This is a genomic window from Chryseobacterium sp. BIGb0232 (assembly GCF_024810195.1).
GTDB lineage: Bacteria > Bacteroidota > Bacteroidia > Flavobacteriales > Weeksellaceae > Chryseobacterium > Chryseobacterium pennae.
In genome coordinates this window covers 90,799-105,579 of record NZ_JANUEH010000014.1, presented here as the reverse complement: position 1 = coordinate 105,579, position 14,781 = coordinate 90,799, and the positions used below count along the sequence as shown (strand labels likewise).

Here is a 14,781-nt window from a genome sequence, read left to right as displayed (position 1 = left end):
TATATATAGCTATGGTTTCTCTTAAGAAGATAAAGACCAGAAAAATAGCTGAAAAATAAAGAGACTGCCGGTAAAATGTATATTACCGGCAGTCCGCTTCTAAAAATATATTAAGTGGCTGTGAAGTTCAAATCTGAAAATATATAAACTCTTATTGTTTAGGTATGATTCCTAATGGGCTTAAAAGAACGAATACCAGAATAGTAAGGATTGCAATAAAAATGCAGGCAGGTTTTAAATATTTCCAATTTTCTACATTGACAGCCCCTGTATCCTGAATGATAAAATTATTTTTTCTAGGATAATATTTACTTGCAATAACCAATGTAATGATAGTTACAAAGAATGCAACGGCTAAACGATGTAAAAAATGAATATGTATTCCCATTGCATCCAGTCCGAATTTTGAAAATAAATAGAGTATGGTGCCGAATATCAATCCTATTTTAGCTGCTTTTGCAGAAACTTTAGGCAATAGTAAGCCGGCTATTATAATGGCGAAAATAGGCATATTGAAGATTGAACTGAACTCTTGAAGTATGATATACAGTCCTTTACCTGCCATGCTGATAAATGGAGCGATAATCATAGATACTATTGCCATAACAGTTCCACTTTTTTTTCCAAATTTTACAATTTCAGTTTCACTGGCGTCCTGGTTGATATAGCCTTTGTAAATATCAATAGAAAATAAAGTACTAGCACTGTTTAATGCACCGTTAAAGGTGCTTAATATAGCCCCTACAACTATTGCAGCAAAAATGCCGATAGCACCAGCCGGGAGTACTGCCTTTACCAATTCGGGATAGGCGTAGTCTGGATCATTAAGACTATTTTTAAAGTAATAAAATGCAATAATACCTGGTACAACAACAATGAAAGGAATGAAAATTTTAAAAAAAGCAGTCAATAATACTCCTTTTTGTCCTTCAGCCAAGTTTTTTGCAGCAAATGCTCTCTGGATAATAGACTGGTTCATGGTCCAATAAAATATCTGGGGAATAAACATTCCTGTAAAAATTACGGAAAATGGGACATCTGAGGTTGATTCTCCTACAGCGTTGAAACGATCGGGAACAGCCTCAAATACTGTATGTACCCCAGTTGTAAAGCTTCCGTCTCCTATTTTGTAAAAAGCGAGTATAGGGATCAACGATCCTCCAATGATAAGGCCTATTCCGTTAATAAGGTCTGAAATGGCAACAGCTTTTAAACCTCCTAGAATAGCATATAATGATCCTAAAATACCAATTCCTACTACCATAATGATCATAGCTGTAAATTTATCAATATTTAGATTTTCTGAAACATTGAAAATACTTTCTAAAGAAATAGCTCCTGTGTAAAGTACAATAGGAAGAAGAGTTGTTACATAGAGCAGAAGGAATAATCCGGAACAGATTACCCTAGTCTGTTTATCATAACGAAGTTCTAAAAACTCTGTGATAGTAACCAATCCCATTTTAAGGTATCTCGGAAGAAAGTAAACTGCCATAAGTACTAAAGCTAAAGCAGCTAAAGTTTCCCATGCCATTACTTCCATTCCAAAGGCGTATGCACTTCCGTTAAGTCCGACTAGGTGCTCCGTAGATAAGTTTGTAAGCAACAATGAGGCTGTAATTAAAATCGCACTAAGATTTCGTCCTCCCAAAAAATATCCAATGGAAGAATGTGTCAATTCGGTTTTTCGGGTATACCACCATGAAATGAAAGCTACTCCGGCGGTAAATAACAGAAAAGGGATTAGTATGGTAAACATGATATTAAGATTTAATTGTTAATTTTTTATAGAAAAATCATTTGCTTTTTTTCTAATGATTGGCCACAGGCATGGGCTAGTATTGAAGCCTGAAGAGCATCATTTGCAGTAGAAGGGAATTCTTTTTTTTCCTTTATTGCTGTGATAAATTCTTTGGCTTCCTCTATATATGACTGTTTATATCTTTCAAGAAAAAAAGGCTCTAAGACACTACTTTGAATATTACTGTCAGAGAAAAATTGAACATTGGTGATTTTTTTGTTTTCTGCGGAAATCATTCCATCATGTCCCAGTACTTCCAGACGTTGATCGTAACCGTAGGATGCTTTCCGGCTATTGTCTATATTACAAATGATCCCATTTTTAAACTTCAGAGTAATAAGCGTTGTATCTATATCTTCTGTATAGTTTTTTGAGCCTATGGCAATAACTTCTTCTACCTCACTTCCACTTATAAAACGTGCCATATCCAGGTCATGAATGCTCATGTCGTTATAAATGCCACCAGACTGTCTGCTGTATTCAGCAGAAGGAGGGAAAGGATCTCTACTTGTTATTTTAATAATGACTGGTTTACCAATTTCTTGAAGTCTATTCTTTACAGTAGCAAAATCTGGATCAAACCGACGATTAAAACCTACCATAAGCCGTAATGAAAGATCAGAGTAAGAATTAATGAGAGTTTCTATCTTACTAAGCTCAGCATCCAGGGGTTTTTCACAGAATACAAATTTATTGTTATCCAGTGCTTCCTTCACTTGAGTAAAATGATAAGTAGTAGGAGAGCATATCCATACCGCATCAATATCTTTTTGATGCAATAGCAGGCGGTAGTCGGTATAAAAATTAGGAATTTGATATTCTTCTACTGTCTTTTTTATAAGATCTGGTGAAATGTCAGATACAGCCACAACATCCACATCCTTTAATGTTTTTAGCGCAGCAAGATGCACTTGTCCTATTCTTCCAAGCCCTATTATGCCTATTTTTAATTTATTGTTCACTTTATTTATTGTTTCATTTATATTGTTGATTACTGTATCCCATAGTTTTACGGGATATTTATTTTTGCGTTAAAATGTATATGAGAAAATTAGAATGTTCTTGACCAGGTTTTTGGCCAGCGCTCAATAACAACTTTTGTTTGAGTGTAAAATTCAATTCCGTGTCTACCTTGTGCATGAAGATCTCCAAAGAAGGAGTCTTTCCATCCTGAAAATGGAAACTGTGCTACAGGAGCGGCAACTCCTACATTTACTCCTATATTTCCAGCCATAGCTTGACTACGGAATTGACGTGCAGAAAGACCGTCTTGTGTAAAAATACAGGCCATATTTCCATAGCGTCCACTATTGATAAATTGAATGGAATCCTCCATAGATTTAAAGTTAAGTAAAGTCATTACCGGACCGAAGATTTCAGTAGAGATAATTTCCTTATTTAAAGGCACGTTTTCTAAAATGGTTGGATAAAGGAAATTTCCATTTTCAAATCCTGAAACATTTTTGTTAGTTCCATCCACTAAAATATTTGCTCCTTCGGCGACTCCTTTTTGAATAAGGGATTCAATTCTGCTTTTGCTTTCTTTAGAAATTACAGGTCCCATTTCTATATCTTTTTCTAGTCCGTAGCCTACTTTTCTTGATTTTGCGGCTTCTACTAGTGAGTCTTTTATATTTTTATTGTCACCTACTGTAATAATGATTGAAGCGGCCAGACATCGTTGTCCTGCACATCCGTATACTGAATCAGTTATGATTTTTGTAGTCATATCAATGTCAGCATCAGGCATAATAACGATTGGATTTTTTGCTCCTCCTTGTGCTTGTACTCGTTTCCCGTATTTAGCTCCTTCAGAATAAATATATCTGGCAACCTGAGTAGAACCTACAAAACTAATAGCTTTTACATCTGGGTGTTGTAGCAATGCATCTACAGAATCTTTTCCTCCGTGGACAAGACTTAGTAAACCTTTTGGCAGGTCTAAATTTTTGTCAATGAGTTCAAATATATACTGCATGGCAGTAGGAACTTTTTCTGATGGTTTTAGGATAAAGGCATTTCCGGTAGCAATAGCATAAGGGAGAAACCAAAAAGGGATCATTCCAGGAAAGTTAAAAGGAGTAATACAAGCACAAACTCCTAATGGTTGTCTGATCATAAATTCATCAATTCCCGGAGCTATATTTTCTGAAAACTCAGACTGATTAAGAACATAGGTTCCACATGCTACTTCAATATTTTCAATTGCTCTTTGTAGCTCCCCTAAAGACTCAGCATAGGTTTTTCCACATTCATTAGTAATGAGTTTAGCAATTTCCTCCTTATGATCTTCCAATAAAGTTTTCATTTTAAATAATGGCTGTACTCTTCTCATTGCAGGAACATCTTTCCACTCTAAATAAGCTTTATGGGCGTGTTCTATTGCTTTATGAACATCTTTTACTGTATCTGGACCATAAGGTACTTGTGCTGTTATTTCCTGATTTGCTGGGTTGTATATTGGGATTTGCTGAGTTGAATTACTCCTTTCCCATTGCCCGTTGATGTAATTTTCTAATGTTTTCATCATTGATTTTATTTGAATAATTAATATTGATTAGGTTTTATATATTGTTTTTGTTTCTGCTTATCTAGCTCATACTGTTTTCTGGCCTCAATGACCTCAGGAAAAACCGATATTTCAGGAACAGGTACCTCCCACCATGAGTAAGCATAGCCCTGAAGCTTTCTATCCCTGATGGTTTCTACATAAATAACAGTTGATTCCTTATTATTTTTAGCTTTTATAAGGCTTTCCTTAAACTCATCTATATTTTGTGGTCGGAAAACTGTAGCTCCTAGACTTTCTGCATTTTTGGCCAGATCCGTCATAATTGGATCTCCGTCTAACTGACCTGTTTTTTCATTTCTATAATTAAAGTAAGTTCCAAACCCTTCTTCACCAACAGCTTTTGAAAGTCCTCCTATAGAAGCGTATCCACCATTATTGATGAGTATTATGGTAATTTTATAACCTTCCTGTAATGTAGTAATCAAGTCAGAAGGCATCATAAGATAGGTAGCATCACCGCACATTACATATATTTCCCTGTCTGGATCTGCCATTTTAGCCCCAAGCCCTCCGGGTATTTCATACCCCATGCAAGAATTTCCATATTCAAGATGAAAACCTTTTGAGCTTTTGGTTCTCCAAAGTTTATGTAGATCTCCTGGCAGAGAACCTGCTGCGCATAGAACAACATCTTTATCATCTATAAAATCATTAAGAGCCCCTATATATTCTGCCTGTACCGGATGATCTGGATTTTCACACTCATATATTTTTGTTACTATTTCATCCCATTCTTTGTGATAATTATATACCTGTTCTACATAATTTTTTTCTGTACAATAATCTCCAATTACATCCTTTAAGGTCTTGAGAGTTTCTCTTGCATCTCCTTGTAAAGGAACAGCACTATGCTTGAAAACGTCAACTTCTGTAATGTTGATATTGATGAAAGTGACATCTGGATTTTTCCAGGCTGATTTTGAAGCGGACATAAAATCTCCATAACGAGTACCTATTCCAATGACCAGATCTGCCTCTTCTGCAATTTTATTAGCACCTTTGGTTCCTGTTCCTCCTATTGCTCCAAGATTAAGAGGGTGCTCATAATGTAATGAACCTTTCCCCGCATAAGTTTCAACAACTGGAATCCCGAATCGTTCTGCAAATGATTTTAATTCTTCTTCTGCTTCAGAGTAGATGACTCCACCTCCTGCAATAAGCATTGGTCTTTTTGATTTTCTGATAAGGTTTGCAGCGTATTGTAATAATTGGAAGTCAGGTAAAGGCCTCGGAATGTACCAAACTCTTTTTTCAAAAAGTGATATAGGGAAATCATAAGCTTCTGTTTGTACATCGTGAGGAAGAGCCAAGGTAACAGCTCCGGTTTCTGCTGGTGATGTGAGAACCCTCATAGCTTCAAGTAAGGATGAAGTAAGCTGTTCCGGACGTTGGATACGATCCCAATATTTTGAAATGGGTTTGAAGCAGTCATTGACAGAAATATCCTGACTCTGACAGGATTCTAATTGCTGTAATAATGGAGATGCTGAGCGGGTTGCAAAAAAATCTCCGGGAAGCAATAATACAGGGAGCCTGTTAATAGTAGCTCCGGCAGCAGCAGTGATCATATTGAGAGCTCCCGGTCCTATGGATGTTGTGCATACAAAAGTTTGCAACCTGTTTTTCATCTTTGCATAAGCTGCAGCAGTATGCACCATGGCTTGTTCATGTCGGGTCTGATAGTATGTAAAGTCTGGATTTTGTTTCAACGCTTCTCCCAATCCTGCAACATTTCCGTGACCAAAAATTCCGAAGCATCCTGCAAAAAACTGTTGCTCCCTATCATCTCTTTTTGTGTATTGATTTTTTAAAAATTCAATGGTAGCCTGGGCTACAGTTAATTTTTTCGTTTTCATAATTTTAGGGGGTTGATAGATTTAAAAGCCTCCTTTGTCCTCAATAAATTGGATAATTTCGTCATATGTGGGAGCATAATTACTGCATCCCTGCTTAGTTACAATCCATGCACCGCAAGCATTGGCAAGGCGGGCAGATTTATAAGTGTCCCAATTTTGCAGATATCCATAGATGAACCCTGAAGCAAATGAATCTCCGGCTCCCAATACATTGACAACTTCTACAGGAAATCCGGGGATGCTTTCTTCTTTGCCATCAGGATAATAAGCTATAACTCCTTTAGCTCCTGTTTTTACTAATAAAAGCTTAACTCCTGAGGATAGTATTTGTTTTATTACGACATTGATATCTCCTTCTATGGTAGGGGAAGAAATAGCACTGTCTTTAATTTTTACCTGATCAGAATCTGTAAGTCCCATGGCTAAAAGTTCTTCTTCTGTTCCGATAACAATATCACAAAGCGGAAGATATTGGCGAAGGGTTACTCCAAATGCTCTTACATCATGCCATAGGTTGGCTCTGAAATCAATATCTAAAAATATTGTTGTTCCTTTAGCTCTGGCTTTTTCAGTAGCATAAATAGCCGCACTTCGGGTAGGTTCTACAGACAATGCAGTACCAGTCATTAAAAAGGATCTGTGTTGTGCAAAATCTATTGTATTTACCATATCAATTGTGATGTAATTATCAGGAGCTTTGTCCCGATAAAATACCAATGGAAATTTATCAGGAGGTACAATACCACAAACTACGGCGGTACTTGTAGTACCTTCAATTGTATTAATAAGAGAAACATCTACTTTTTCCTGTTGCAGCGTATTAATAATAAAACCACCTACAGGGTCATTCCCAATTGCTGTAACAATGCTGGTTTTAAGCCCTAATCTCTGTGCACCCACAGAGATATTGACAGGGGAACCGCCAATAGCTGTACTTAGTAATTGGATATCATTAAACTCAGCGCCGATATTTTTGGAATATAAATCTATGCTGGCTCTTCCGAATGTTAATAGGTCAAATTTCATTTTTTACTTTTTATTAATCGTTTATTGATTATTCATGGCGGGAGTTACTAAAGGAAGACGAGGATCCTTTTCCTTCCATGAATCAAAAATCCATTGATAGTCACTGTCGGTTGTATTGGCCAGAGACTGATCTGAACCTGCGAGAAAATTTAAATAATAACAATGGTAGCCATGTGCAGCTGCCACAGGATGATATCCTTTTGGAACTAACACTGCATCATTATTTCTAGCCCGTACTATCTCATCTAAGGAATCCTTCTCATCTTTTGTATAAATCTGTTGAATGGCATAAGCTTCAGGCTTTTGAAATTTATAAAAGTAGATTTCTTCCAGCTGTGCTTCCAGCAATTGTCCCTCGTTGTTTACAATTCTTTCGTCATGTTTATGGGCTGGGAATGAGCTCCAGTTTCCGGATGGGGTATATACTTCTCGGCATACAATTCGGGAGCATCCAAATCCTGGTGGGATGAGGTCATTGAATTGTCTGGTGGCATTGCTTCCACCAAAAATTACGGTAGGCGTTTCTTCAGGAATGATTAGTTGGGGTTCAAAATCACTATCAGCCTTGCACCAGCAATAAGCGATATCTAAGACTTCAGAAGTTGATATCAGCGTAAATTGTGTTTTTCTTGGAAGATAAAGGGTGTGTGCTACCCCCTCAAAGACGTTTTTTCTTCCGTTTTTGATTTCCCAATTTCCTCTGTTGCTTTCTACTTTGTAATTGCCAGATAATAATACAATAACCATCTCGTTCCCTCCCGTATCATAGGCCCAGGTTTCGTTTGGGCCCATAAGACGGGTTTCAAAATTTAGCCATGTCCAACCTGCGTTTTCAGCAGAAATTGTTTGATAAATTTTTTGTTTTTGAGGTTTTATTAAAATGTTCATTTGTGTTCTTATTAAAGGTTTTTGATCTAAGAGACTAAGTCAGCAATAATGATCGGTTTTTTCTCCTTGAAGGATTTTGTTAATGCGGTAGCCACCAGAGTAGCGTTCGTTGCATTGTTCATCGTAAGCTCGGGTTGTTTGTTTTCTAAGACATGATCAACAAAAGATTGGATCTGTGTTAGAAATGCATCTTGAAATCTGTCAAAGAATGTTTCCATTCCTTCTCTTCGGATACCATATTTATCTGCTATTTGAAGCATGTTTTTTACCGGAGGGTCACCTATTTTCAAATTGCCTTCTGTTGCAAAAATTTCTGTACTGGTGTTGTGTCCGAAAGAGGAAATTCTGGATGCCAGTAATATAGCTATGGTTCCGTTTTGCAGCTCACACATTGCAGCTGTATTGTCTGCATCTCCTGCCAAGCCAAATTCGGGGAATCTATAAGCTCCTCCCAGGGCCCATACTTTTTCAATTCTGGAGCCCAGATACCAATGTGCAAGGTCAATATCATGTACATTATAATCATGAAAGATTCCTCCACCAGTGGTGCAAAATTCAATTTGAAACGGAGCAAAAGTATCTTTGTCTATTGTCTGGGAACGCAAAAGATAAGGAGTTCCTACCAATCCTTCATTGATTTTGAGTTTGGCTTCAGCATAGCTGGAGTCAAACCTTCGGACAAATCCCAGCATGGTAATCCGGTCAGGGTATTGGGCGACGATCTTTTCGACACGTATACAGTCTTCTATATTGAGAGCAAGAGGCTTTTCACAAAAAACATGATACCCGGCTTGTACTGCTTTTATGATTTGGTCTGCATGCTGATCTGTAGATGTTACTATTATTACAGCATCCATATCTGTTTGCTGCTCAAGCATTTGTTCGTAAGAAGTATATAGATTAGGAACTTGAAAGGTCTCTCTTACATGATCCAGTTCTTCTTTTTTGATACTACATGCTGCAATCACATGAGCATTGGGAACCAAATAGGTGAGGTTTTTGACATATTCCTTACCTAGTCTACCAAGTCCGACAATTCCGGTATTCAGTTTTTTCATACAGTGCTTTTCTTTTTTTAGAATTTTAAAATTTCGGTCATAAATTGATACCCTTTTTGAGCATATTCAAAAGGATTAGCATTGGCAGGATCTTGTTCTGCCTCTACTACGATCCATCCTTCATAGCTGCTGTTATGGATGATGTCAGCTAGAGGCTTCATGTTAAGGTTACCATCTCCCGGAACTGTGTAGATACCCATTTTTACAGCCTTTAAGAAACTAATATTCTCTTTATAAACCTGTTCTTTAATGTTCTGTCTTACATCTTTAAAGTGGATGTGTTTGGTTCTCCCAATAAATTTTTTCAGAGCTTCTATTGGATCTTCGTTGGAAAAATCGAAGTGACCACAATCATAATTAAGGCTTACATATTCCTCTTGTGTTTCGTTCAGAAGACGTTCTGTTTCTTCGATGGTTTGGACCATTGTCCCCATATGATGATGGTAAGATAGTTGTATACCGAAATCATTCAATGCTATTTTTCCAAGTTCATTTAGACCAGTGGTTAGTTTTTTCCAATCCTCATTGGTTACTTTTTTTCGCTGAGTGACAGGAGTGTTGTATTCTCCCTGAATGGTATTTCCACATTCTGCACCACCTACTACTTTTGTATCAAAATGTTTTAGAAAATTTAGTAGTTCAACAAATCCTTTTTTTACTTCTTCGTAAGGTTTGGATGTGAATTCATAACTAAACCATTGGTTACAGATTGTAAGTCCTCTGATATCGAGATGCCTTTTTAAGACAGAGGGATCTTTGGGATATTTATTTCCTACCTCACAGCCTTTATAACCTGCCAGTGCCATTTCGCTAACACACTGCTCAAAAGTAATGTCTTTTCCTAGTTCTGGCATGTCGTCATTAGTCCAGCCAATTGGAGCAATTCCTAATTGTATCATAAGTTTTTTATATATAGTTGTGTTTTATTGTTATTGCCTAATATTTCAAATTTTTTTTCGAATAGTTTTTTTAATTCTTCGACATATTGAATACCTGGTTTTAACGGATCCAATTGATCAGGGTAGTTCTGAAAATATTCTCTGAATACTCTTATCCATAATATTCTGAGATCCGTAGCGATATTGAGTTTGCATATGCCATAGGGAATAGCTCTTCTTATTTCTTCTTCAGTTATTCCTTTTGCATCTTCTTTTATTTTTCCTCCCGTAGCATTAATTCGTTTTACTTCTTCATTATCTATAGAAGATGCACCGTGTAAAACAATTGGAAATCCAGGTACTCTTTGCTGAATTTCTTTTAGCAGATCGAAACGAAGACCTTTACCTCCGGAAAATTTATAAGCTCCATGACTTGTACCTACTGCAACAGCAAGGCTGTCACATCCTGCTTCTTTTACAAAATATTCTACATCAGCAGGGTTGGTGTAAAGCGCATTCTCTTCATCTATATTCAAATGATCTTCTACACCGCTTAACACTCCAAGCTCTGCTTCCACAGAAATATTTTTAAGATGAGCCTGAGTTGTAATTAATTTTGTCCGCTCAATATTTTTTTCCAAAGGATCATGAGAAGCATCAATCATTACAGAAGTATACTCTCCTGATACTATTGCATCATGAATATGAGACTCATTGCCATGATCCAGGTGTAGAGCAAAAAGAACATTCGGATATAGTTTGGAAGCAGCTTTTACATAATTAAGAAGTATTACGGGATGCATGTATTCTCTGGCTGCAGGAGTTGTCTGAATAATAAAAGGTGCATTCATTCTCTGTGCTGTACTGAACAAAGCATATACCTGCTCGGGCATAGAAACGTTGATTGCCGGAATACAAAACTTCCCGTAAGCTTCTTTTAAGAGGGTTGCTGAATTAATTTTCATCATTGTTAATTAAGTTGTGTTTCTAATTATATTATAGTTAATTATTTAACAATTTTGTTTAATAATTTATTAATGTGTTCGAACACGAATTTATATATTTATTTGTAAATAGCCAAATATTTATTAAAAGTTCATTTTAATTTTTGCTTTTTTATTGTTTTTAAGGTGCTTTGAGAAGAGGAAAAAATGAAAAATGTTGCTATATTTGTTACTTATATTAAATCATATATTTTGACAATTAAGGAGATTGCCCGATTGGCTGATGTTTCCCCTGGGACGGTAGATCGTATACTGCATAATAGAGGAGGGGTAGCAGAAAGTACCCAAAAAAGAGTGATAGAAATAATAGAACAGGTTGGAGGATTTAAACCTAATGTTATTGCACGTAATTTGGCACTTAATAAAATATATCATGTAGCGGTTTTGATGCCATTATTTAATGCTGCCAGCCCATTTTGGGAATATCCTAAAAAAGGAGTTCTTAAAGCTATTGAAGAAGTTTCCAGTTACGGAATGAAGGTCTCTATTTCATATTTTGATGAATTTAATGTAGATTCTTATAGTAAAGAATTGGACAAGATTCTCAAGAATAAAAGCCTTGATGGAATTATTATCGCACCTCATTTTGTAAAAGAGACACAAGAAAGAAGTGATATATTGAATAAACTTGATATTCCTTATTTGTTTCTAAATGTTCCTCTGAAAGGATTTAATAATATCTCTTTTGTGGGACAAGACTCATTTGGAAGTGGAAGAGTTGCAGCACAGCTTTTTCATATTGCTCAGAATATTGAAAAACCGCGTGTCTTAATCATAGAAGTTTTAGAAGACTTTAATAATTACTATGGGTTGGATCAGCGTGTGCAAGGTTTTATGAATTTTTTTTCAGAAAATCCTTCTCACGTTAAAGTTGAAAAAGTCAGAATACCCAATAAAAGTATACCGCAGTTTCATGAATCACTGGGCAAGAGTTTAGAAGTCTATAATGATATTGGCGGAATGTTTTTTCCATCTAATATCATTGATAAAGCAGCGCAGTATCTTGAGGCAAATAATATAAAATTGGACCTGATGGTAGGATATGATGTAACCAACGAAAATAAAAAATTTCTAAATAAAGATATTATTACTTTTCTGATTGGTCAGGAACCTTTTCAACAAGGGTATAAAAGTGTTAGGCTTATGTTTGAACACCTTGTTCATGGTGAGGATTTGAATACAGTTTATATGTCACCAATACATATTATAACAAAAGAAAATTTGGAATACCATATGCATTGAAGCATATGATATTCCGGAGTCCTAATATGTGGATTTGGCTGAATTTTATGCTTCGATAATTACTTTTTCAGCTTTCAATCTTGATTTTGGATTAAATTTCGGTTGATTGGCATCCGTGTCCATTTTTTCTCCAATAGCAACAGCGAAAAGCGTTTCATATTGATCATTCTTCAGGATCTCATCATACAGTTCAGGCTCTATCCCTTCCATTGGAGTGGAATCAATTCCCATAGCTGCACAGGCTGAAAGTAGTATGCCCAATGACAGATAGACTTGATGTCCCAGCCATGATTTTACAAATGCTTCACCTTTAGGCTTTACTCTGTTTCTGTAATAATTTACAGCACCTTCAGGTAAGTTTTCCTCAATCTGTTTTTCAAAATCTTCAGGATTTTTAAGAACCTGAAAAATAATCAGGTGACTGCAGTCAATTACTTTTTCTTTGTTGATGTAAGAAACTTCTGCCAGTTTTGATTTCAACTCACTACGGTTAATAAAGATAAAATTCCATGGCTGACTGTTGATGGAAGATGGGCTTAAGTTTAGAATTTCTTTCAATTGAGAAATTTGCTCTTCACTGATATTGCCGTTTGGGTTATACTTTTTTACAGTATATCTTGTTTTCATTTTGTCTAAAAAGTTCATAATTTTATACTATCATTTTTATAGTTACAAAATTAATTTAAGTTTCTTAACTTTGCAATAACGGTTAAAAATGATAGTATAAAAATGTATATAATAGATAACAAATCCTACCCTTGCTGTACAAGTGTAACCATGCGGTTTATAGGGGGGAAATGGAAGGCTGTAATTTTACATCATCTTATTAGTGGTGCGAAAAGATATAACGAACTGCGAAAAGATATTCCGACAATTACAGAAAGAACATTGAGTCTTCAGCTTAAACAACTGGAGGAAGATAACATCATCGACAGAAAAGTATATACAGAAAAACCACCTTTGATGGTAGAGTATACTTTAACTGACTTTGGAAGAACGCTGCTGCCTGTCCTGGAAGCAATTACCCAATGGGGAATAGCAGCTCCGGGTAATTCAAAAAAAATAATCAAGAACTAAAGTTCCTGATTATCTTCTTTATTTGGGCCAAAAAAACTAAAACTTACGTTTCCGTATTTTCTGGTATCTATTAGATTAGGATGCTCCAGTTTCATACGACTTTGATGTTCTACAATCAGAACTCCGTTTTCTTTCAGGAACTTATTATTCAGAACTAAAGAAATTAATTCGTAGTATTTTTTCTCTTCCATTTCAAATGGAGCATCAGAAAAAACAATTTCAAAGGATTTCTTATTTCTGAACTTTTTCAGCCAGTCAAATACATCACCCCTCTGTACATTGATCTGAAGAGACATATCAAGCTCTGAAGCGGTAGTGTTTATAAATGCTGTATGTTTTGGATTCATCTCAACTGAGGTGATATCCTGGCATCCTCTGGAAGCAAGTTCGAAGGAAATAGAACCGATTCCTGCAAAAAGATCCAGTACGGAAATCGACTGCATATCGTATTTGTTTTCCAAAATACTGAATAAGGCTTCCTTCGCAAAATCCGTGGTTGGTCTTACTTCAAAGTTCTTGGGAGCGGCAATTTTTTTGGCTTTCCACTTGCCTGATATTATTCTGAACATGTTGTATTAGGGTTTAGGTAATAGATTATAGATGGCAGGTGATTATGCTTGGGCTTTATCCTTATTTCCTGCAAATTATAACCTAATTAAGTATAAAATTCTTATTAGGAATATTGTCATAAACGATTTTCAGGTTTCTCACAAACTTCTGAAGCTCGGATATAAATGTTTCATTTTCCGTAGTTTCACCATAAGCGTAAAAACTGGTTTCATTGATTCCGAAACCTATTTTGCTTAACGTAAACATGATGAAATAAAGGAAATCAACCTCAGAATTTACATCCAGATTGTTATACAGGATGATCTTCTTATTATCAATGGCAAAAAACTCACACTGATTATGGTAAAGATTGATATGAATCTCTTTATTATTTTTATTGTTGATAGAACTTAAAAACTTTTCCCCGGAAAAATTAAAATGTACTGGTATTGCCAGTTCCTTTATTTTCTTGTAGTAATTCTTTGGAAAAGTATAGTAAAACTGAATATTGAATTTTTTGTTGATAGAAAGCATCAGCTCTTCTTTCTCTCTGTCAGCAGGTGCATTGAATGAGATCAGATCAAACCCTGCATCATGATCCGAAAAACCTTCCGGCATCAGTGTAAAATGATTCAGTGCAGAAATCACCTGGATTTCTTCATAACGCTGTTGGATAAGAACTTCATCCAGTTTATCCTCAATAAGGTTCGCCAGCGTTTCTTCTGTAACGAAATAAGATTTTTCTTCCAGAATGCTTTTGTTTTTAACAATCTGATAGATCAATCCGTCTTTGGTAAAAAGTAAATTAAGTACGTTCATATTTCAATTCC

Annotated in this window: 14 protein-coding genes; 2 read left to right on the top strand and 12 right to left on the bottom strand. The window is 35.9% G+C overall.

From position 1 onward, the window contains the following. Positions 1–151 precede the first annotated feature (151 nt). The 9 genes from M2372_RS23100 to M2372_RS23060 all read right to left on the bottom strand — a co-directional run bounded on the left by M2372_RS23100 (position 152) and on the right by M2372_RS23060 (position 11,047). Entirely contained in the window at positions 152–1,759 is a 1,608-nt protein-coding gene (locus tag M2372_RS23100; RefSeq protein ID WP_123321429.1) for a solute:sodium symporter family transporter, read from the bottom strand. A 26-nt stretch (positions 1,760–1,785) separates the two neighbouring features. Next, the gene (gene iolG / locus M2372_RS23095; RefSeq protein ID WP_185018972.1) at positions 1,786–2,763 is read right to left on the bottom strand and encodes an inositol 2-dehydrogenase; all 978 of its coding nucleotides are present in this window, start codon (positions 2,761–2,763) and stop codon (positions 1,786–1,788) included. A gap of 89 nt (positions 2,764–2,852) precedes the next feature. Continuing rightward, positions 2,853–4,331: a CoA-acylating methylmalonate-semialdehyde dehydrogenase gene (locus M2372_RS23090; protein ID WP_228455797.1), complete on the bottom strand. Its 1,479-nt coding sequence runs from the start codon at positions 4,329–4,331 to the stop codon at positions 2,853–2,855. Positions 4,332–4,348: 17 nt separating this feature from the next. Beyond that, entirely contained in the window at positions 4,349–6,229 is a 1,881-nt protein-coding gene (iolD, locus tag M2372_RS23085) for a 3D-(3,5/4)-trihydroxycyclohexane-1,2-dione acylhydrolase (decyclizing) (protein WP_123321431.1), read from the bottom strand. 21 nt (positions 6,230–6,250) lie between these two features. Next, on the bottom strand, positions 6,251–7,255 hold the full coding sequence (gene iolC / locus M2372_RS23080; RefSeq protein ID WP_123321432.1) for a 5-dehydro-2-deoxygluconokinase: 1,005 nt from the start codon (positions 7,253–7,255) through the stop codon (positions 6,251–6,253). Positions 7,256–7,276: 21 nt separating this feature from the next. After that, positions 7,277–8,143, bottom strand: coding sequence for a 5-deoxy-glucuronate isomerase (gene iolB / locus M2372_RS23075; protein WP_123321433.1), 867 nt, complete (start codon positions 8,141–8,143; stop codon positions 7,277–7,279). 26 nt (positions 8,144–8,169) lie between these two features. Further along, positions 8,170–9,201 (bottom strand): Gfo/Idh/MocA family oxidoreductase, encoded by a 1,032-nt coding sequence (locus M2372_RS23070; RefSeq protein WP_123321434.1) that lies wholly within the window; start codon positions 9,199–9,201, stop codon positions 8,170–8,172. 17 nt (positions 9,202–9,218) lie between these two features. Further along, positions 9,219–10,100 carry a myo-inosose-2 dehydratase gene (iolE, locus tag M2372_RS23065; protein WP_123321435.1) on the bottom strand — a complete coding sequence of 294 codons (882 nt, stop codon included), beginning with the start codon at positions 10,098–10,100 and terminating at the stop codon, positions 9,219–9,221. Further along, entirely contained in the window at positions 10,097–11,047 is a 951-nt protein-coding gene (locus tag M2372_RS23060; RefSeq protein WP_228455798.1) for a class II fructose-bisphosphate aldolase, read from the bottom strand. Before M2372_RS23060 ends, iolE begins: the two co-directional genes overlap by 4 nt. Before the next feature lie 183 nt (positions 11,048–11,230). On the opposite strand from M2372_RS23060, the gene M2372_RS23055 reads away from it, so the two are divergent. Continuing rightward, positions 11,231–12,325 carry a LacI family DNA-binding transcriptional regulator gene (locus M2372_RS23055; RefSeq protein ID WP_123321436.1) on the top strand — a complete coding sequence of 365 codons (1,095 nt, stop codon included), beginning with the start codon at positions 11,231–11,233 and terminating at the stop codon, positions 12,323–12,325. Between the two features lie 45 nt (positions 12,326–12,370). Here M2372_RS23055 and M2372_RS23050 read toward each other — a convergent pair whose 3' ends face one another. Next, positions 12,371–12,970 (bottom strand): nitroreductase family protein, encoded by a 600-nt coding sequence (locus M2372_RS23050; protein ID WP_123321437.1) that lies wholly within the window; start codon positions 12,968–12,970, stop codon positions 12,371–12,373. An 84-nt stretch (positions 12,971–13,054) separates the two neighbouring features. Here M2372_RS23050 and M2372_RS23045 point away from each other — a divergent pair, with 84 nt between their 5' ends. Then, complete coding sequence (locus M2372_RS23045; protein WP_123321438.1) at positions 13,055–13,402, top strand: helix-turn-helix domain-containing protein; 348 nt, start codon at positions 13,055–13,057, stop codon at positions 13,400–13,402. On the opposite strand, the gene M2372_RS23040 is transcribed toward M2372_RS23045, so the two are convergent. Both M2372_RS23040 and M2372_RS23035 read right to left on the bottom strand, forming a co-directional pair. Beyond that, a complete protein-coding gene (locus M2372_RS23040) occupies positions 13,399–13,971 on the bottom strand; it encodes an RsmD family RNA methyltransferase (protein WP_123321439.1) in 573 nt (190 codons plus the stop codon). The genes M2372_RS23045 and M2372_RS23040 overlap by 4 nt on opposite strands. An 82-nt stretch (positions 13,972–14,053) precedes the next feature. Beyond that, the gene (locus tag M2372_RS23035) at positions 14,054–14,770 is read right to left on the bottom strand and encodes a DUF3822 family protein (protein ID WP_123321440.1); all 717 of its coding nucleotides are present in this window, start codon (positions 14,768–14,770) and stop codon (positions 14,054–14,056) included. Positions 14,771–14,781: the final 11 nt, after the last annotated feature.

Excerpts from the sequence above, each read along its gene's own strand:
- M2372_RS23100 (WP_123321429.1), bottom strand. The coding sequence starts at position 1,759 with ATGTTTACCATACTAATCCCTTTTCTGTTATTTACCGCCGGAGTAGCT.
- M2372_RS23090 (WP_228455797.1), bottom strand. The coding sequence starts at position 4,331 with ATGATGAAAACATTAGAAAATTACATCAACGGGCAATGGGAAAGGAGT.
- iolD (WP_123321431.1), bottom strand. The coding sequence starts at position 6,229 with ATGAAAACGAAAAAATTAACTGTAGCCCAGGCTACCATTGAATTTTTA.
- iolC (WP_123321432.1), bottom strand. The coding sequence starts at position 7,255 with ATGAAATTTGACCTATTAACATTCGGAAGAGCCAGCATAGATTTATAT.
- iolB (WP_123321433.1), bottom strand. The coding sequence starts at position 8,143 with ATGAACATTTTAATAAAACCTCAAAAACAAAAAATTTATCAAACAATT.
- M2372_RS23070 (WP_123321434.1), bottom strand. The coding sequence starts at position 9,201 with ATGAAAAAACTGAATACCGGAATTGTCGGACTTGGTAGACTAGGTAAG.
- iolE (WP_123321435.1), bottom strand. The coding sequence starts at position 10,100 with ATGATACAATTAGGAATTGCTCCAATTGGCTGGACTAATGACGACATG.
- M2372_RS23060 (WP_228455798.1), bottom strand. The coding sequence starts at position 11,047 with ATGATGAAAATTAATTCAGCAACCCTCTTAAAAGAAGCTTACGGGAAG.
- M2372_RS23055 (WP_123321436.1), top strand. The coding sequence starts at position 11,231 with ATGAAAAATGTTGCTATATTTGTTACTTATATTAAATCATATATTTTG.
- M2372_RS23050 (WP_123321437.1), bottom strand. The coding sequence starts at position 12,970 with ATGAACTTTTTAGACAAAATGAAAACAAGATATACTGTAAAAAAGTAT.
- M2372_RS23045 (WP_123321438.1), top strand. The coding sequence starts at position 13,055 with ATGTATATAATAGATAACAAATCCTACCCTTGCTGTACAAGTGTAACC.
- M2372_RS23040 (WP_123321439.1), bottom strand. The coding sequence starts at position 13,971 with ATGTTCAGAATAATATCAGGCAAGTGGAAAGCCAAAAAAATTGCCGCT.
- M2372_RS23035 (WP_123321440.1), bottom strand. The coding sequence starts at position 14,770 with ATGAACGTACTTAATTTACTTTTTACCAAAGACGGATTGATCTATCAG.